Origin of the sequence: Kribbella sp. NPDC049227, from assembly GCF_043197265.1 — a bacterium.
In the GTDB taxonomy this organism is placed as follows: Bacteria; Actinomycetota; Actinomycetes; order Propionibacteriales; family Kribbellaceae; genus Kribbella.
The window spans coordinates 447,433-464,236 of record NZ_JBICST010000005.1 but is presented as its reverse complement, the minus strand read 5'-3'; the positions used below and the strand labels follow the sequence as shown (position 1 = coordinate 464,236).

Below are 16,804 nucleotides of genomic sequence, written 5' to 3'. Positions count from 1 at the left end.
CTGACGCGACGAAGGGCCAGAGCTTCGTCGCGCCGCCGGAGGTGGACTGCGTGTTCAGGACAGCACCATGTTCATCAGCACGGCCTCCACCCGGCCGCTCTGGCAGCCGTCGGACTGCGCCAGCGACACGATGACCTTGAGCGCGTTGACGTTGCTGACCGACACGTCCAGGGTGGCGATCTTGTTCAGTGGCACCGTCTTCTGGTCGGCGTACTTCCCGTTGGTGTCGATCCGGACCTGCAGGACCTGGTCCGAGCTCTCCGAGGAGTTGCTCTGGCCGAACTCGAGCTTGAGCTTGTTGAAGTTGTTCGCCAGCCTCAACTCCAGTACCTGGGCCCAGTTGTCTCCGCACGAGTCGAGCTCGCCGCCGATGCCGGTCGCCTGCTTGCGGTCGGCAACGTCGTAGCGGCCGTCGCGCCAGCCGTCCGGGTACTTGAAGATGCTGCTCAGGGTCAGCGGCCGGTTCTTCGCATCGGGAGGCAGCACCGCCGGCGTCTCGCTATCCGTCGGTTCGGTCGGTGCGTCCGTCGGCGGATCGATGGACGGCGTGTCCGTCGGGATTGTTTCGGTTGGGGTGGTCTCGGTTGCCGTCGGACTCTCGGTTGGTGTCGGTGCGGTGGCTTGGGTTGAGGTCTGAGCTGCGACCGCGCCGGTGTTCGGGGAGTCGTCGCCGCAGCCGGTCGCGGCCAGTCCCAGGACCAGCACGGTGGCCAGGATGCGCAGCTTCATGGCCGCCTCCGGAACGCGTCGGATCCGGTGGATTCGGTCATCCTGGGCAGGACGCCGACCGCGTACGCGATCGCCAGCAGGATCCCGACCGGCAGGAACAGCAGACCGAAGACGAGACCGCTGACCCAGTAGGCGCGGTTCCGGTCGGCTTCGACCCAGGCGTACGACGGGCGTCGTACGGCATCGATCACCGCGGCGATGGTGATCAGGTAGCAGACAACGACGAGTGCTGTCAGCATCGGTGTCACACCGTCCGCGGGTAGGCGGTCGCGGGCTTGGCCTGCCAGGACGTCGGCATCGCGTAGACCGCGAACTTCTTCGGTTGCGGCCGGGCGAGCTCGGGTGACTCGGCGAGTTGCCGGAAGCCGGCGAGTTCGTCGTCGGTCAGCGTCTCGTGCGTCGTGCGGTACTGCACCGCACGCAGCATGATCGCCCGGGCGACGGCGCCCGAGTCGGTCTCCTTGGGCAGGTTCAGGTCGACCACGAGCAGCCGGGACGGATCCGCCGTACCGTCGCGAACGACCAGCCGTAGTACCTCCTCGTCGAGCCAGCCCTGCTTCGGACTGAACCCGACCGAGATCAGCCACGGGTAGCGGATGTGCCCGACGAGCGCGGTGCCGCGGCTGCGGCGCGCCGCTCTGAGCTTGCTGACCGCGTTGAGCATCAGCGCCGTACCGGGACTGCCGACCCAGCCGCCGCCCTTGTCGTACTTCGAACACAGCAGGATCACTCGTGCGTCGGTGATGAACACGTCGGCCCGGATCTCCCGCACCTCGACGACGGTCCGGGCCTTCCCACCACCCACGTCCCGCACCGCGATCGCCCGCGCCACCAACTGCTGCGCCGAATCCCCGTCCAGCAACTCCTGGTTGACCTTCCCACCCCCATCCAACCCAGGAAACATCGTCTCGTCCCCCGCCTCCCCCACACCCCGCACACAAAGCACATCAAACGTCATGCATCCCCCTCGTAAGTGGTTCACCAGAACCAGATGACGACGCGGCCGCCTCGGAACAGGTACGCCGAGTAGATCCCGCACCCGAGCGCGGCGAGCAGCGCGTGCCACCACCCCAGCGCCGGCATCGCGATCAGCGCCCCCACGCTCAGGACCGCGTAGTAGACCCACGCCTTCGACCGCCGTACGACCGGCCGCGGCGCACTGTTGTTCGTCTCCATCCGTCCCCCTCAGAAGTTGAGGCCGAGTGGGTGGCCGCAGGTGTCTGCGATGGCGATGGTCGCGTTGCGGAGCTCGTTCAGGGTCGTGGACTTGCTCTTCGAGATCTTCTTGATCCCGTCCGCCGACGCCTGCACCGCGGGCGATCCGTCGTACCGCGCCGCCGTGCCGGCCAACTCACCCGCTGCCCGGAACACGCCGTTGTCGCTGAGCACCCCCCGGTACAACTCGTTGCTTACGGCATCGAAGTCTGTGCAGAGGTCGTCCTTGGTCGCCGGGCCCTGGGCGGCACATCCGCTCAGGACCGACAGCACCGCCGTCGCCCCCACCATCCATCGACTGCTGATCTTGTGCCGATTCATCTCTCCCCCTCGCAGCTGTGACTCGGCTGCCGTTCCCCCGCTCTGACGGTACGAGCCGGCGGGTACGGCGAGGGACCTCCGAACGGAGGTCATTCCCGGTTGAGGTTCGGTCGCTCTGTGTTGTTGACGGTCGCGATTCCGGCGGGCAAGGTATTGCTGCGGCAGGGAACCGCATGGGGGGATGTTGATCGACACGAACAGGCTTCTCGCTGATGCGAGGGCCTCGGTTTCACGCGCGCCAGTGCCTGAGGATCTGGCCTTGGAGCGCGGCGCTCCTGATCGCGCACTGGACCGCTTCGCGGCCGTCTACGGCCTCGCGCTGCGACTCGGAACCGTCGGTCTCGGCGCCATCGCGGCTGTCCTGAGTCTCGCGCCACCGGTCGCACCGCGCTGGCTTGTGCCGGTCCTCGGTGGACTCGCCGTGTGGTGCTTACTCTTCCTGTCAGTCGTGGTCCAGCACGGACTGACTCACCGCCTGGTCATTGCCGACAGCCTCATCGTCTGCACGATCCTCCTACTACAAGGGCATCTGGTGTCATCCGCCGAGCTTCCGAACAGCTCGGCCTGGCTGCTGCCGATCGCCACCGCGGCGGTCCTGCTGGCTCAACTACGGCTCCGCCCGGCCGTCGGCGTGCCGATCGGCGTACTCATCAGCGCCGCCGACGCCCTGGGGCAAACACTTGCGACAGACTTCCAGCCGTCGATGCTCATCGGCGCCGGAATCCTCGTGATCCAGACCGGCCTGGCGGCCGCCACAGTCCAGCTCGTACGTCGTGCCGGACGCGCCGCTGAGCTCGAGTGTGAGCGCCAAGCCCTGCAGGATCGGGAGGCGCAAGTGGCGGCGGCCCGACGCGCCGACGAGCGCGAACACTTCCGCCAGCTGCACGACACCGCGCTCGCGACGTTGACGATGGTCGGCTCCGGCTCGGTCCGATCGGGCTCCGCGATCCTGCACGCCCGCGCCGCATCAGACGCCGCCGCACTGCGCGCACTGTCCACCGGGCCGTCCCGGACCGATCGGCAGGAGCGGCTCGACGACAGGCTGCGCTCCGTCATCGAGACCGAAGCCGCTGACTTGGACATTGCCGCCGCGCTGCCCGCGGTGTCGGTCCGCGCCGACGTCGCCGCCGCCATCTCGGCCTGCGTCGGCGAGGCGCTGCGGAACGTCGTACGGCATTCCGGAGTCGACGCCGCCAGCGTCGGAGTCTCGGTCGACCGAGCGGGACGGCTGCGTGTCGACATCCGCGATCGCGGCCGTGGCTTCGACGTACGGGCGATCGGCGCGCACAGCCGTGGTGTGCGGGAGTCGATCCTGGGGCGGATGGCAGACGTCGGCGGAGTGGCCGAGGTCTTGTCGATGCCGGCCGGCGGCACCCAGGTCGTCCTGCGGTGGGGTGACGGTGACCGGCGAGGGTGACCAAGCGGCGAGGATCCGGTCCGGCCTCGCCCGCGCCCTGGACATCAGCGTCGTGGTCATCGTCGGCGTCTGGCATGTCGTCTACGTCCTGCCGTCACTCGTCCTCAGCGCCGGGCTCTATCGCGCGACCGGCGCGGAGCTCGTCGCCTGGGCGCTGCTCGCGGCTCTGCTGGTGCACGGCTCGATCAGGCTGCTGACCGGCCGACCTGCCTTCGCTCACTGGTGGCGGTCGGCGGCGGCGGTGATCGCCGCGGGCGCGCTCGCGGTCTCGATGGTTCCCGGCGACCAGATCACCGGCGCAGCGAACTGGGCCTTCGGTGACGTCGTGCTGATCGGTGTGCTGCTGATGCTGCGCGAACGGCTGATCGCGTTCGGCGTGGTCTTCCTCGCGAACATCCTGCTGAACCTGTCGGTCCTGCTGCTCACCGACCACCACATCGATCTGACTGTCATCGCGCGCTTCCTGGTGATCGCCTGCGCGGGCGGCGTACTGGTCCCGTCGGCGGTGCTGCTCGCGGCGCGCGCGCTCGACGACGCGGCCGCGGTGGCGGGATTCGCGACGGCGCAGCGAGCCGAGTCGAGCGCCGACCGCGAGGTCGCCGACGCACTCCACGAGGCGCGCAGGAACCGCTACGAGTCGCTCCGCGGCCAGGTCGCGCCGCTGCTCGACGGCCTCGCGGACGGGTCGCTCGACCCGGACTCACCCGACGTACAGCGCCGCTGCGCGATCGAGGCCGCCAGGCTCCGGCGGCTGTTCGCCGAGTCCGACGACGTACCGGATCCGTTGCTGCACGAGGTGCGCGCCTGCGTGAACGTCGCCGAGCGCCGCGGCGTACTGGTCGAGCTCGCGACGGCCGGCCCGTTGCCGGAGCTCCCACTCGAGGCCCGCCGCATCCTCACCGAGCCGGCGATCGAAGCACTCGTCGCGTCGAGCACCTGGGCCCGCGTCACGGTGTACGGCGGCCGGGACGAAGTGATCGTGTCAGCGGTCGGCGACCAGGCCGGACGATCGGAACCCGTGTGGCTGGAGGCCAGATGGCAACATCAGTGACGGTGGCCGTGGTCGACGATCACCCGGTGGTGATCGAAGGCGTCCGGACCTGGATCGGCCAGGACGCGGCCGCTCGGGTCCGGATCGTGTCGGCCGGACCGGACCTCGACGCGGCGGTCCACGGCGCCGGTCGGCACGCGGACGTGATCCTGCTCGATCTCGAGCTCGAGGGACGGCTGATGATCGACGCGATCGCCGGACTCGCCGACGGCGGACGCCGCGTCATCGTGTTCTCCCAGCACTCCGGCGAGGAGATGGTGCGCGCCGCCCTCGACGCCGGAGCCATTGCCTACGTCACCAAGCAGGAGGGACCGCGCCACCTGGTCGACGCGATCGTTGCGACGGCTCACGATCGGCCCGCCGTACCTCCGGCAATGGCCGGTGTGATGGTCGCCGATCAGCGCCCCCGGCTCGCGCCGCAGGAACGGACGGCGTTGCTGCTCTGGTTCCAGAGCCGGTCGAAGGCCGCGGTGGCCGAGCGGATGGGAATCCGCGAGACGACGGTGAAGCAGTACATCGACCGAGCACGGATCAAGTACGGGCAGGTCGGCCGGCACGCAGCAGGCAAGGCGGCCCTGCTCGCCCGCGCCATCGAAGACGGCCTGGTCCGCCCGGACGAGATCGACGACCTCTAGCCCACAAGGCTCCGCAGGCCGGCGAGCTTGCCGGGGAACTCGGTGAGCAGCTTCGTGACAGCCTGCTCGGTGTCGGTCATCCAGCGGGCGGCCGGGATGTCGCCGAGGCAGACCAGGACATGCTCGAACAAGATGTGGAGGTCGTGGCGGGACTCGCTCAGGAAGAGGTCTTGACCGGGCCAGCTGACGTCGCCACCGGCGGCCGTGTACGCCGTCAGAATGCTGGTGATCCGCTCTTGCTCACCGGCCGCGAAGATGTAGGCGACGCGGGCGGCCTCCAGGGCAGCACTGTCGACGCGGACACTGTCCCAGTCGACCAGGATCGGACCATCCGGAGCGATCAAAAGGTTGTGGGTCTTGAAGTCGCCATGGGTCATGACACAGTCCGGCGCGAACTCGCAGACGTTCTGGATGCGGTCGGTCAGGTCGAGGATCAGAGGCAGCCGGTCCCACGCCAGATCTGCCCACCCCTTGCCGCGCTCCCGCGCCGCGGTGAACCACTTCTCCCAGTCGGCGCGCGGGCGGAGCGCCGTACGCCACCAGTCCGGTAGGCCGGACGCGCCGAGCGGTTGCAACTGGTGGACCTGGGCCATGGTGCGGCCGAGCCACTCGGTGATGTTGTCGTCCGGGGCCAGCGGGCGGCTCTCGATCCAGCGGTAGACGCGGAAGAGGCGCCCGCTGATGCGGGTGATCCAGCCGAGCAGGGGATCGACCGGGGCGATCGGCTCGGCCTGGTCGATCCCCGCGGCCAGCGCCCGGTTCTCGAACGCCATCGCCACTGCGAGCTGATCGGTCAGACCGCCGGGTGTGAACTGAGCGGTCGAGGACCAGTACCCCTTCACGAAGTAGCTGCCGGTCACCGTCTCGAGCCGCCACGTGTCGGTGTCGCCGCGTCGTACCAGGACCAGCTCGGCGAGTGCCTCACCGAGCGCGAAGGCTTCCGCAATCGCGGCGGCGGTCGGCGTGTACAGGTCCTCGTTCACGGTTGACCCATCGTTCCTGGTCGGGGGGCCGTCGGCAACCCCGATCGAACGACGGGTTGCTCGGGACAGAAAACCTGCTGAGAGGGCTACGATCCGGAGGCCTTCGCGTCGTAGGCTGCGTGGCAGCGCACCGTCCGGGCGCCGCAGGGGGGAACTGCTATGAGTGAGTTTTGCCTGCCTTCGGGCGTGGGAAAGCCATGAGTCCGCTGGGGCGGATGCTGGTGTGGATCTCCGGCGCGTCGGCCGGACTCGGGGCGGCGCTGGCGGCGACGATTCCGTTCGAGGCGGATCTGATCGACATCTCCCGGCGCGGCGGGACGCCGGGTGCGTTTCACGTGGCGGTGGATCTGGCCGATCCGGCGTCCTGGCCGGTGGTGGCCGACGACTTCGATCGGCGGCTGTCCAGGTTCGACGGGGACACGGTGGTGTTCATCCACAACGCCGGCACGCTGGCCCCGCTGGGGTCGGCCGGTCGGGTCGACACCGAGGAGTACACGCGCAACGTGCTGCTCAACTCGGCCTCGGCGCAGGTCCTCGGCCAGGCGTTCCTGCAGGCGGTCGCCGGGAAGCCGTACAACCAGCACCTGATCATGGTGTCCTCGGGCGCGGCCAAGCACCCGCACGAAGGCGAGTCGAGCTACTGCGCCGGCAAGGCCGCGATCGATCAATGGGTGCGAACGGTCGGGCTGGAGCAGGACCGCCGAAGTCCGGGCTGCCGGGTGATCTCGGTGTCACCCGGCGCCGTCGACACCGATATGCAGGCCGAGCTGCGAGCCAGCACCGAAGAGCAGGTGCCGGACGCCCAGCGCTTCCGCGAACTGGACGCACAGGGCCTGCTCGCGAAACCGGAGGACGTCGCCCGGTCGATCTGGTCGCTGCTCGACCGCGATCTACCCAACGGCACCGTGCTCCACATCAGCGACGTCACCTGACGACTGCACCGAGCGGGCCAGCCGGTGCACCTGGGGACGGGTCGCCGGGTACAGCTCGCCGTACGTCTGGAAGAGGGTGGCGTAGACGGACGTGGTCGATGGATCCGGCTGGATCGTGTGATCCAGCCGGGCCCAGTCCGTCTGCGGTGGCACGAGACCGACCCCGATCGCCGCGAGCAGTGCATCGCCGTACGACGCTCCGATCGTCTCCGCGGGCACTTGCTGGACCAGACCACTCACATCACTCACGATCTGCGTCCACAGTCCGCCCTGCGTGCCGCCACCGACCGCGACGATGCGGGTCGGCCGCCCAGCCGCCTCCTCGAAGGACTCCACGATCTGCCGCACACCACAAGCGATTCCCTCGTACGCCGCCCGCAGCAGATGGCCACGCCCGTGGCGCAGAGTCAGTCCGGCGATCACGCCACGCGCGAGCGGGTCGTAGATCGGCGTCCGCTCCCCGCTGAAGTACGGCAGCATCACCAGCCCCTCGCTCCCCGCGGGAACCGCGGCGGCCTCGGCGACCAGCGTCTCGAACGCGACGCCACCGGTCAGGTCCTGCAGCCAGGTGGTGATCGTGCCGGACGTCGCCATCCCCGCAGCCAGTGTGTGGGTTGACCGCTCGACCCCAGAGGTCGTCCAGAGCCCGCGCACACTCGTCGGCTCAGTCAACACCTGCACGAAGAACATGGTGGAGCCGTACATCAGCATCAGGTCGCCAGAACGTCGTACGCCGACGCTGAAGGCCTCTGCCCACGCGTCGACTGTGCCTGCGACGACCGGAGTCCCTTCAGCGAGTCCAGTCGCTGCAGCCGCGGCCGCATGGACCACTCCGACCTGCTCCGAGGGCCACACCAAGCGTGGCAGTGCCAGACCTGGCAGCACCTGCTCAACCCAGTCGGTCGCCCAGTCCTGCGTGTGGATGTCGTAGAAGGGGTCGCACTGACTGGCGGTGTGGTGGTCGAGCACCGACTCACCGGTCAGCCGCGCCACGACGTACGTGTGCGCGCTGAACCACCGGTCCTGTGGTCGCCACGCCTCGCCGGCCTCCCGGCGCAACCACGCCAGCTTCGGACCGATCGCCTGGCTGGACAGGTCCTTGCCACAGCGTTGCAGGATCGCGTCCGCGCCGAGCTGTGCGGTGATCTCGTCGATCTCCACCGTCGCGCGGGTGTCGACGCCGTACAGGATGGCCGGCCTTCGCGGGTGGAGTTGTTCATCGGTCTGGACGACGCATGGTCCGAGGCCGGAGATGCAGACGGCCTCGATCCGGTCGTCCGGATGCGTCGAGGTCAGCTCGCTCAGCACCTCCGCGACGTCACCCCACCAGTCGCGTTCGGCGTCCATCTCCGCCCAGCCCGGCCGCGGCAGACTCGGGGCGTGGTCTCGTCGCGCGACGGCTCGTACCGTCCCGTCGATGGTGGTCAGGACGGCCTTGGTACTGCCGGTGCCGATGTCGACTCCGATGACGAGGTTCACGCCTCCACCCTCCGTCGCGCCGGCGCCACGGTGCAAGACGGTACCTGGCGACCACCGACAGACTCTGATCTTGTTGGCTCCATGAGATCAGTGGAACTGGATGCCCGGGGCATCCGCATCGACGGCGAACCGCGGGTCGTGCTGTGCGCGTCCCTGTTCTACTTCCGGCTGCCCCGGGAGCAGTGGCGGGCGCGACTCGACCAGGTTCGCGCCTCGGGGTACACCTGCATCGACGTGTACCTGCCGTGGAACTTCCACGAGCTCGCGCCCGGCCGGTGGTCGTTCGAGGGCCGGCGCGATGTCGCCACCTTCCTGGATCTCGCCCACGAGGCCGGGCTGCACGTGATCGCCCGGCCCGGGCCGTACATCTGCTCGGAGTGGGACGGCGGCGCGCTCCCGGCCTGGCTCGGGCTTGACCCGTCGCTGCGGATCCGCGACAACCAGCCGGGCTTCCTGGCGGCCGTGACGGCCTGGTTCGACCAGGTGCTGCCGATCCTCGCCGCTCGCCAGCACGGCGCTGGTGGTTCCGTGATCATGGTTCAGCTGGAGAACGAGTTGGACTTCTTCGACTGCGAGGACCGGCCCGGGTACATCACCGCACTGCGGGACCAGGCGGTTGCCCACGGCATCACCGTGCCGCTGATCGCCTGCGCCGGCCAGGGTGATCTGTTCGGTGCCACCGGCAACGTCGCGGACGTCGTACCGGCGTGCAACTTCTACCCGAACGACGACTCACCGGACATCGAGGCCGAGGTACGCCGGTACGCGGACCTGCTCTCGGATCGCTCGCTGCCGTTGCTGATCACGGAGACGAACCGGCGGCATCGGACCCTGCGGCGGCTGCTGGCCAGTGGTGCGTCGCTGCTCGCGCCGTACCTGCAGGCGTCCGGCTGGGACTTCGGCTACACCCCGTCGAGCGGGAACTGGGGTAAGCCGGGCAACTTCATGAGCCATGGCTACGACTTCGGCGGGTACGTGTCGTCGACCGGGGTGGAGCGGCCTGAGTACGCCGAGGCGCAGTTGCTCGGGCGGGTGATCGATGCACTGGGATCGCGGCTGGCGCTGGCGACACCGGGACCGCCTGTTGAGGTGACGACCGACTTCGCGACCAGCTCGGCACCGGCGGCGTTGGACCTGGACGGCGGTGGACAGGTGGTCGCCGTACCGAATCTCGGCCGCACCGATGGGCGAGCGCTGGTCAACGGGGTGTCGGTGGCGGTCGCGGCAGACTCTTGTCCGTTGATGCTGATCGACGTCCCGCTGGGAGACAGGGTGTTGACCTTGGCGTCGGCGGATGTGGTGGAGCTGGCGGACGACGGCTTGGTGTTCTGCTCGGCGGTGCCGGTGACTGTTGTTCTTGGCAACAGCCCGGTGGAGATCGCGGTCGGGTCGACCGAGCTCGTCGACGGAGTCAGCGTCACCGTGCAGCCGCGAGCCGAGGTCGTGTCTCCTGAGAGTCCTTTGTCACAAGAGGTTTCCGAGGTACGACGACGGGCCACGGCAGCACCGGAGACACCAGCGGGCACGCACGAGCTGGCGCCGACGCTGGAGTCGCTCGGTGTCTATCGCGGGCGAGGGATCTACTCCACCACCGCGGAGCTGACCAACGAACTGCTGCTCGTGGGTGCGGCCGACATTGTCGACCTGTCGATCGGCGGCCGGCTCCACACGTTCGCAGGATTCGGCGCGACCCGGCGGATCGACGTTCGCGGGCTCAGGGGCGAGATCCGTGCCACCGTGGAGATCTGGGGTCACGCCAACTTCGACGACGCCCGGTTGCCGGCACTCCGGCTCGGCGCGCTGCGTGGTCCGGGCAGTCTCTGGACGGTCACCGGAACCGAGGACATCTCGGCGTTGTGGACGGTCGAGGGCCACTGGGCGGGTGACCCTGCGCCGACGCGAGTTCTCACTGGCTGGAGCAGCACTCGTGTGGGTACGCCGGTCACCTACACGCGACGCATCTCGGCCGAGACCACGACCGCTCTGCACCTGCACGGCGCCCACGTGCCGGTCGCCGTGTCGGTGGACGACGGTGAGCCGGTCACAGTCCACGCCGAGAATCCTTGGACGCTGCTGCCGGCCGGGACCAAGCAGATCTCGCTCACCGTGCCGCATGACCCGAGTGGTGGGCGTCTTCGCGCCGAGCTGCTCAGTCTGGAGCCGGTGACGGGCTGGACGTGTGCGGTGCAGGACGACGAGTTGCTGACTGCCTTTGCCGGTCGCGGTGGGCCGGGGCAGGACGTCGTACTGCCGCTGGCTGTGCGGCCGGGTGAGGAGGCGTGGCTCGACGTGGATCTGCCGGCTTCCGAGACCGGGTATCTGCTCCGGCCGGAAGGTGTGCAGGTGCGGGTGACCGCGTGGTCGTCCGGCGAGTGCATCGGGCGGGTGTGGACAGGCGAACGCCCGGCCTTCGCCGGCGGAGATCCTGACGTGTTGTGGATCCCGCCGGGTTGGGCCGGGCTCACGCTGCTCGTGACCGGACTGGGCGGTCCGGCTGATCCGGAACTGCGCCGGCTCAGGCTCGAATCGGCAACCTAGTCACCTGGACACCGCAAGCGCCAAGGGATCTCCGACGCAGGGCACTAGGCAGCCTTGGTGAATTGGGTGGTGTAGAGCTCGGAGTAGAGACCGCCCGCCGCCAGGAGTTGGTCGTGGGTGCCGCGTTCGCGGATCCGGCCCTCGTCCAGGACGAGGATGACGTCGGCGTTGCGGATCGTCGACAGCCGGTGCGCGATGACCAGCGACGTACGCCCGACCAGCGCGTTGGCGAGCGCGGCCTGGACCGCGGCTTCGGATTCGGAGTCGAGGTGGGCCGTCGCCTCGTCGAGGATGACGATCGACGGCGACTTGAGCAGCAGCCGGGCGATCGCGAGACGCTGGCGTTCACCACCGGACAACCGGTAGCCACGGTCGCCGACCACGGTGTCGAGGCCGTCGGGCAGGCTGTTCACCAGAGTCGCGATCTGCGCGGCCTCGAGTGCCGTCCGCAGCTCCGCCTCGGTGGCTTCCGGGCGGGCGAGCAAAAGGTTGGCGCGGATGGTGTCGTGGTACATGTGCGAGTCCTGGGTCACCACGCCGATGACGGATCGCAGTGAGCTCTGGGTCACCTCGCGGACGTCCCGCCCACCGACGAGGATGGCGCCGTCGGTCACGTCGTACATCCGGGACACCAAGGACGAGAGCGTGGTCTTGCCGGCGCCGGACGGACCGACGACGGCGACCAGCTGGCCGGGTTCGACCGTGAAGCTGACCTCCTTCAGGACCTCTTCGCCGGTCTCGGCGGACAGCGTCGCGACCGACTCCAGCGAGGCGAGCGAGACGTCCGCGGCTGACGGGTAGTGGAACGAGACGTGGTCGAACTCGATCGACGGCTCGACGGTCGCCGGCAGTTCTCCGGCATCTTTGCGGTCGGCAACCATCGGCGGCAGGTCCAGCACCTCGAGCACGCGCTCGAAGCTGACCAGCGTGGTCATCACGTCGACCTGGAGATTGGAGAGTGCGGTCAGCGGGCCGTACAGCCGGGTGAGGTAGGCGGTCAGGGCGACGACTGTGCCGATCCCAAGCGCCCCTTCGACCGCGAAGACCCCGCCGACGCCGTACACCAGGGCGACCGCGAGGGCCGCGACCAGGGTGAGCGAGACGCGGAAGATTCCGGCGTACATCGAGGTGGTGACGCCGATGTCGCGCACCCTCGCGGCCTTGCCGGCGAAGTCGCGGGACGAGTCCTGCGTCCGGCCGAACACCTTGGCCAGTACGGCGCCCGCGACGTTGAAGCGCTCGGTCATCGTCTGGGCCATGGTCGCGTTCAGCCGGTAGGTCTCGGCGGTCGCCTCGCGCAACCGGCCGGCGATCAGCCGTGCGGGCAGCACGAACAGCGGCAGCAGGATCAGGGCGAGCAGAGTGATCTGCCACGACATGACGAACATGGCGCCGAGCACGAGAACGACGCTCAGCACGTTGCTGACCACGTTCGACAGAGTTGAGGTGAACGCCTGCTGGGCGCCGAGGACGTCGCCGTTCAGGCGCTGGATCAGCGCACCGGTCTGGGTGCGGCTGAAGAAGGCGACCGGCATCTGCTGGACGTGATCGAACACGGCGGTGCGCAGGTCGTAGACGAGTCCTTCGCCGATCCGGGACGAGAACCAGCGCTCCGCCAGCGTGATCGCGCTGTTGGCGACGGCGAGCAGCGCAACCACGAGGGACAGCCACACCACCACCTGGGCGTGGCCCGGGACGATGCCGCGGTCGATGATCGCGCGGAAGAGCAAGGGGGTGACGGCGCCGGTGCCGGCGTCGAAGGCGACGAGGACGAGGAACACGGCCAGATAGCCGCGGTAGGGACGGGCGAACGTCATGATGCGGCGCAGGGTGCCCGCAGTGAGCTTGTGGTGGCGGACGGAGGAGTCCTTCAGCAGCGATCGCATGGCGCGACCGCCGCCGGCTCCCGCGCCCGGAAGTCCGGAGATCTGTGACATCGGAGCCTTTCGGTCGGGGACGACGACATATACTGAGGTTAACTCACTATGAGCTAAGCTCACAAGTCCCGCACCTCCCCGCTCACCACTAGGCTCAGTTCGTGCACGCACCGGAAGACACCGCTGAACAGATCGCGGCCCTGCTCGAGGGCATCGTTCGCCGTCAGCGCCGCGCGACCAAGGACGGCGTGGGCGCCAGCGTCACCCACGGCCAGTTCCGGCTGCTGCGCACCCTCGACCAGGCCGACCGTGCCCTCCGCCTGAGCGAGGTCGCCACCCAGCTCGGCATCGTCCCGCGCTCCGCGACCTCGGTCGTCGACGACCTCGAATCCGCCGGCCTGGTCGCCCGCCAGCCCGACCCGGGCGACCGCCGCGCCACCCTGGTCACCCTCACCCCCGCCGGCACTGAGGTCCTCACCACCATCCGCCGCACCCGCCGCGACGCCATGGTCACCCTCGTCGCCCGCCTCACCCCCGAAGAACAATCCACCCTCCACCAACTCCTCACCCGCCTTGCCCAGGACTGAGCAGTGGACCCTCGCGTGGATTGAGGACTTTGCTCAATCGACGCGAGGTACGGCGTACGTCCTGCTTGGCTGAGCGCATGCGTACACCGACAACATCGCCGGCTGAGGCCGCGCGGTTGATTCGTGCGGACCAGCGGTTGTTGCTGGATCGGATCGACGGACTGAGCGAGGCCGAACTGCGGGCGCCGTACCGGGTGACGGCCGGGCCGCTCGGGCACTTCTGCGACTCGCTGCACGACCTGACCGCGCACATTCTGATGTGGGACGAGATCAACCTCGCCGTGCTCTGCGACGCCAAGGCCGGGCGACTGCACTGGAGCCTCGACCCGCGCTGGGAGACGGCGGAGATCGGCAGCGCCCTCAACGTCGGCGGCGTCGAGGCGGGCCGGCACATCCCCTCCGACCTGCTCCTGCACCGCTTCCACAGCGTCGGCGCGGCGCTCCTCGCCGAGATCGAGCAGTACGACCAGACATCGTGGGCGGATCCTTCGACGGGCGGTGGGTTCGGCGGCGGTATCGGTGCTTTGGCCGAGTATGTCTGCACCACCCCGGACGGTTTCCTCTTCGCGCATGCGGCTCGTCACCTCACCCCCGCGGCGGTGCCGGCGTGAGCACCATTGCCGAGGGCATCGAAATCGTCGACCTGCCGGCGTTCCGCGCCGAGACCGACGCACTGCTCGAACGCTTCGCCGCCGAGCCGGCCGGTCCCGAGCTCGATCCGTACCAAGCACTCCTGCTCGACCGGCAGGAGTTCCCCGACCCAGAGCTGGCCGGCGAGCGAGACCAACGCACCAGTGCCGAGGACGTCACCATCGACCTTCCCGGGCGCACACTGCAAGCACGGATCTATCGGTTCGCAGCGGGGCCGAGGCCGGTGCTGTTGTGGCTGCACGGCGGCGGGTTCATCGGCGGCGACCTGCGCGACATCGAGTACGCGACCTCCGGGATCGCTGCCGCAGGCAACGTCATCGTTGTCTCGCTCAACTATCGCCTCGCGCCCGAAGACCCTTTCCCCGCAGGGCTCCACGACGTCCGCGACACCTTGCGCTGGTTGCGCGAGCACACCGCCGACCTCAACGGTGACGGCCGGATCGCGGTCGGCGGTCAGAGCGCGGGCGCCGCGCTTGCCGCTGGTGCTTGCCTGCTTGCACGGGACGAAGGTCAGCCACTCCCCAACCGGCAGATCCTGTGCTACCCCAGCCTCGACCACGACCAGGACACCGAGTCGGTGCGCCTCTTCGACGGCACGTTCCTCAGCATCGCCGCCGACCGGTGGTCCGCACAGCAGTACTTCCCGGACGGCGAGTTGCCGGCGACCGCCGTACCGCTCCGTGCCGAAACGCTTGCGGGCCTACCGCCCGCACTCCTGCTCGGGGCAGGTCGTGATCCGCTCCGGGACGACGCCCGCAACTATGCGAGTCGTCTCGCCCGGGACGGCGTACCCAACCGGTTGGTCGAGTACGCCGACACAATGCACGCGTTCCTGAACTTCCCTGCCGTACTGTCCGCCGGCAGGCACGCGGTGGAGCTCATCGGAGCCGACCTGCGTACGGCGTTCAGTGCACGCCGCTCATCAGCCGCCGGATCGGCTTCACCGCGATCATCAGGGCGACACCGAGCATGATCGCCACGGCGCCGATGACACCGAAGTACACCGACTCGTGGTCGGTGGTGTAGAACTTCGCCAGCACACCGGACAACGCCGTGCCGAGGGCCACGGACAGGAAGAACAACGCCACCATCTGGGTCCGGAACGCCTGCGGCGCGAGCTTGGTCGACAAGGACAGGCCGACCGGCGAGATCAGTAGCTCGGCGATGGTGAAGACCAGCAGGATGCCTACGAGTCCGATCAGCGGCGCGCTGTTCGGACCGCCGCCGGCCATCGTCAGGAACAGCAGGAACGCGATCCCCATCACCGCCAGACCGAGGCTGAACTTGACCGGCGTCGACGGCTGCCGCGAACCGAGCTTCGTCCACAGCGCCGCGAACGCGCCGGACAGCACGATGATCATCACCGGGTTGATGGACTGCACCCACGACACCGGCATCTCCCAGCCGAAGATGTCGCGGTCCAGCCGCTGGTCGGAGTAGATCGTGACGACGGTGAACTGCTGCTGGTACAGCGACCAGAACGCGGCGCTCGCCACGAACAAGGGGATGAAGGCAACAACCCGGCTCCGCTCGACATCGGTCACCTGCCCGCTGCTGAGGATGACGGCGAAGTAGATGACCGCCGCGACCGCACTGATGATCGCGACGGCGGTCGCGAACCGCGACGCCGGCAGGATTCCGGTCAGGAGGATCACCACGACGACCACCAGCACGATCCCGGCGCCGACGACGACGCGCCGCGCCACGTCGGGCGTCAACGGATTCGGCACCATTCGCGCGGCACCGCTCAGCCGTCCGCGGCCCGCGCCGTACTGGACGAGGCCGAGGAACATCCCGACGGCGGCCAGCCCGAAGCCGTAATGGAAGCCGGCGTTCTCCTGCAGGAGGCCGGTGAGCAGCGGCCCGGCGAGCGCACCGAGGTTGATGCCGAGGTAGAAGATCGAGAAGCCGGCGTCACGGCGCTCGTCGTCCGGGGCGTACAGCGTGCCGACCAGGGAGGTGGCGTTGGCCTTCACCCCGCCACTGCCGAGGGCGATCAGCACCAGGCCGACCGCGACGCCCACCAGGCCGGGGAGCAACGACAGGGCGATATGGCCGACCATCACCACGATCGCGGCGTAGAACAGGGTCCGTTCCGGACCGAAGATCCGGTCCGCGAGCCAGGCCCCGAGGATCGTGGACAGATAGACGAGACCGCCGTACGCGCCGACGATGCTGGTGGCGGTCGCCTCGCTGATGCCGAGTCCGCCCTGGTCGGCGGGGTAGTACAGGTAGATGAGCAGGATGCCCTGCATGCCGTAGAACGAGAACCGCTCCCACAGTTCGACCCCGAAGAGGTTCGCGAGCACTGGCGGCTGCCCGAAGAACGTGCGTGTACTCCGGCCCTCTTCGGTGCTGGCCACTCAGCTCTCCCGTCTGTTGCTCCCCC

17 protein-coding genes are annotated in these 16,804 nt (G+C 68.9%); 8 read left to right on the top strand and 9 right to left on the bottom strand.

What is annotated here, in order from left to right; genetic code table 11:
* Positions 1-54 precede the first annotated feature (54 nt).
* The 5 genes from ACGFH6_RS24475 to ACGFH6_RS24455 form a co-directional block, all read right to left on the bottom strand.
* On the bottom strand, positions 55-729 hold the full coding sequence (locus tag ACGFH6_RS24475; RefSeq protein WP_393387899.1) for a hypothetical protein: 675 nt from the start codon (positions 727-729) through the stop codon (positions 55-57).
* Entirely contained in the window at positions 726-968 is a 243-nt protein-coding gene (locus ACGFH6_RS24470) for a hypothetical protein (protein ID WP_393387896.1), read from the bottom strand. Before ACGFH6_RS24470 ends, ACGFH6_RS24475 begins: the two co-directional genes overlap by 4 nt.
* Positions 969-973: 5 nt before the next feature.
* Complete coding sequence (locus ACGFH6_RS24465; protein WP_393387894.1) at positions 974-1,633, bottom strand: hypothetical protein; 660 nt, start codon at positions 1,631-1,633, stop codon at positions 974-976.
* Between the two features lie 74 nt (positions 1,634-1,707).
* Positions 1,708-1,905 (bottom strand): hypothetical protein, encoded by a 198-nt coding sequence (locus tag ACGFH6_RS24460; protein ID WP_393387891.1) that lies wholly within the window; start codon positions 1,903-1,905, stop codon positions 1,708-1,710.
* Between the two features lie 9 nt (positions 1,906-1,914).
* Positions 1,915-2,265: a hypothetical protein gene (locus ACGFH6_RS24455; RefSeq protein WP_393387888.1), complete on the bottom strand. Its 351-nt coding sequence runs from the start codon at positions 2,263-2,265 to the stop codon at positions 1,915-1,917.
* 241 nt (positions 2,266-2,506) lie between these two features.
* Between ACGFH6_RS24455 and ACGFH6_RS24450 the strand changes: the two genes are divergently transcribed.
* The 3 genes from ACGFH6_RS24450 to ACGFH6_RS24440 are packed head-to-tail and all read left to right on the top strand — an operon-like array spanning position 2,507 to position 5,368.
* Positions 2,507-3,682 (top strand): sensor histidine kinase, encoded by a 1,176-nt coding sequence (locus tag ACGFH6_RS24450; RefSeq protein WP_393387885.1) that lies wholly within the window; start codon positions 2,507-2,509, stop codon positions 3,680-3,682.
* A complete protein-coding gene (locus ACGFH6_RS24445; protein WP_393387882.1) occupies positions 3,666-4,733 on the top strand; it encodes a hypothetical protein in 1,068 nt (355 codons plus the stop codon). The genes ACGFH6_RS24450 and ACGFH6_RS24445 overlap by 17 nt, the downstream gene beginning before the upstream one ends.
* A complete protein-coding gene (locus tag ACGFH6_RS24440) occupies positions 4,718-5,368 on the top strand; it encodes a response regulator (RefSeq protein WP_393387879.1) in 651 nt (216 codons plus the stop codon). The genes ACGFH6_RS24445 and ACGFH6_RS24440 overlap by 16 nt, the downstream gene beginning before the upstream one ends.
* On the opposite strand, the gene ACGFH6_RS24435 is transcribed toward ACGFH6_RS24440, so the two are convergent.
* Positions 5,365-6,351, bottom strand: a complete 987-nt coding sequence (locus ACGFH6_RS24435; protein WP_393387876.1) for a phosphotransferase — start codon at positions 6,349-6,351, stop codon at positions 5,365-5,367. The two genes, ACGFH6_RS24440 and ACGFH6_RS24435, sit on opposite strands and share 4 nt — an antisense overlap.
* A gap of 197 nt (positions 6,352-6,548) precedes the next feature.
* On the opposite strand from ACGFH6_RS24435, the gene ACGFH6_RS24430 reads away from it, so the two are divergent.
* Entirely contained in the window at positions 6,549-7,283 is a 735-nt protein-coding gene (locus ACGFH6_RS24430) for an SDR family NAD(P)-dependent oxidoreductase (RefSeq protein ID WP_393387873.1), read from the top strand.
* Here ACGFH6_RS24430 and ACGFH6_RS24425 read toward each other — a convergent pair.
* The gene (locus tag ACGFH6_RS24425) at positions 7,242-8,762 is read right to left on the bottom strand and encodes an FGGY-family carbohydrate kinase (protein WP_393387870.1); all 1,521 of its coding nucleotides are present in this window, start codon (positions 8,760-8,762) and stop codon (positions 7,242-7,244) included. The genes ACGFH6_RS24430 and ACGFH6_RS24425 overlap by 42 nt on opposite strands.
* A gap of 81 nt (positions 8,763-8,843) precedes the next feature.
* On the opposite strand from ACGFH6_RS24425, the gene ACGFH6_RS24420 reads away from it, so the two are divergent.
* Entirely contained in the window at positions 8,844-11,300 is a 2,457-nt protein-coding gene (locus tag ACGFH6_RS24420) for a beta-galactosidase (protein ID WP_393387868.1), read from the top strand.
* A gap of 44 nt (positions 11,301-11,344) precedes the next feature.
* Here the strand turns inward: ACGFH6_RS24420 and ACGFH6_RS24415 are convergent, their stop codons facing one another.
* A complete protein-coding gene (locus ACGFH6_RS24415; RefSeq protein ID WP_393387865.1) occupies positions 11,345-13,186 on the bottom strand; it encodes an ABC transporter ATP-binding protein in 1,842 nt (613 codons plus the stop codon).
* A 152-nt stretch (positions 13,187-13,338) separates the two neighbouring features.
* On the opposite strand from ACGFH6_RS24415, the gene ACGFH6_RS24410 reads away from it, so the two are divergent.
* The 3 genes from ACGFH6_RS24410 (at position 13,339) to ACGFH6_RS24400 (ending at position 15,388) form a co-directional block, all read left to right on the top strand.
* Positions 13,339-13,764 (top strand): MarR family winged helix-turn-helix transcriptional regulator, encoded by a 426-nt coding sequence (locus ACGFH6_RS24410; protein ID WP_393387862.1) that lies wholly within the window; start codon positions 13,339-13,341, stop codon positions 13,762-13,764.
* Between the two features lie 77 nt (positions 13,765-13,841).
* Positions 13,842-14,375 (top strand): hypothetical protein, encoded by a 534-nt coding sequence (locus ACGFH6_RS24405; protein WP_393387859.1) that lies wholly within the window; start codon positions 13,842-13,844, stop codon positions 14,373-14,375.
* Positions 14,372-15,388, top strand: coding sequence for an alpha/beta hydrolase fold domain-containing protein (locus tag ACGFH6_RS24400; protein ID WP_393387857.1), 1,017 nt, complete (start codon positions 14,372-14,374; stop codon positions 15,386-15,388). Before ACGFH6_RS24405 ends, ACGFH6_RS24400 begins: the two co-directional genes overlap by 4 nt.
* On the opposite strand, the gene ACGFH6_RS24395 is transcribed toward ACGFH6_RS24400, so the two are convergent.
* A complete protein-coding gene (locus ACGFH6_RS24395) occupies positions 15,321-16,778 on the bottom strand; it encodes a peptide MFS transporter (RefSeq protein WP_393387854.1) in 1,458 nt (485 codons plus the stop codon). The genes ACGFH6_RS24400 and ACGFH6_RS24395 overlap by 68 nt on opposite strands.
* Positions 16,779-16,804: the final 26 nt, after the last annotated feature.

Bases quoted from the DNA above. Each gene is read 5' to 3' on its own strand.
- ACGFH6_RS24475 (WP_393387899.1), bottom strand. From the start codon at position 729: ATGAAGCTGCGCATCCTGGCCACCGTGCTGGTCCTGGGACTGGCCGCG.
- ACGFH6_RS24470 (WP_393387896.1), bottom strand. From the start codon at position 968: ATGCTGACAGCACTCGTCGTTGTCTGCTACCTGATCACCATCGCCGCG.
- ACGFH6_RS24465 (WP_393387894.1), bottom strand. From the start codon at position 1,633: ATGTTTCCTGGGTTGGATGGGGGTGGGAAGGTCAACCAGGAGTTGCTG.
- ACGFH6_RS24460 (WP_393387891.1), bottom strand. From the start codon at position 1,905: ATGGAGACGAACAACAGTGCGCCGCGGCCGGTCGTACGGCGGTCGAAG.
- ACGFH6_RS24455 (WP_393387888.1), bottom strand. From the start codon at position 2,265: ATGAATCGGCACAAGATCAGCAGTCGATGGATGGTGGGGGCGACGGCG.
- ACGFH6_RS24440 (WP_393387879.1), top strand. From the start codon at position 4,718: ATGGCAACATCAGTGACGGTGGCCGTGGTCGACGATCACCCGGTGGTG.
- ACGFH6_RS24430 (WP_393387873.1), top strand. From the start codon at position 6,549: ATGAGTCCGCTGGGGCGGATGCTGGTGTGGATCTCCGGCGCGTCGGCC.
- ACGFH6_RS24420 (WP_393387868.1), top strand. From the start codon at position 8,844: ATGAGATCAGTGGAACTGGATGCCCGGGGCATCCGCATCGACGGCGAA.
- ACGFH6_RS24415 (WP_393387865.1), bottom strand. From the start codon at position 13,186: ATGCGATCGCTGCTGAAGGACTCCTCCGTCCGCCACCACAAGCTCACT.
- ACGFH6_RS24405 (WP_393387859.1), top strand. From the start codon at position 13,842: ATGCGTACACCGACAACATCGCCGGCTGAGGCCGCGCGGTTGATTCGT.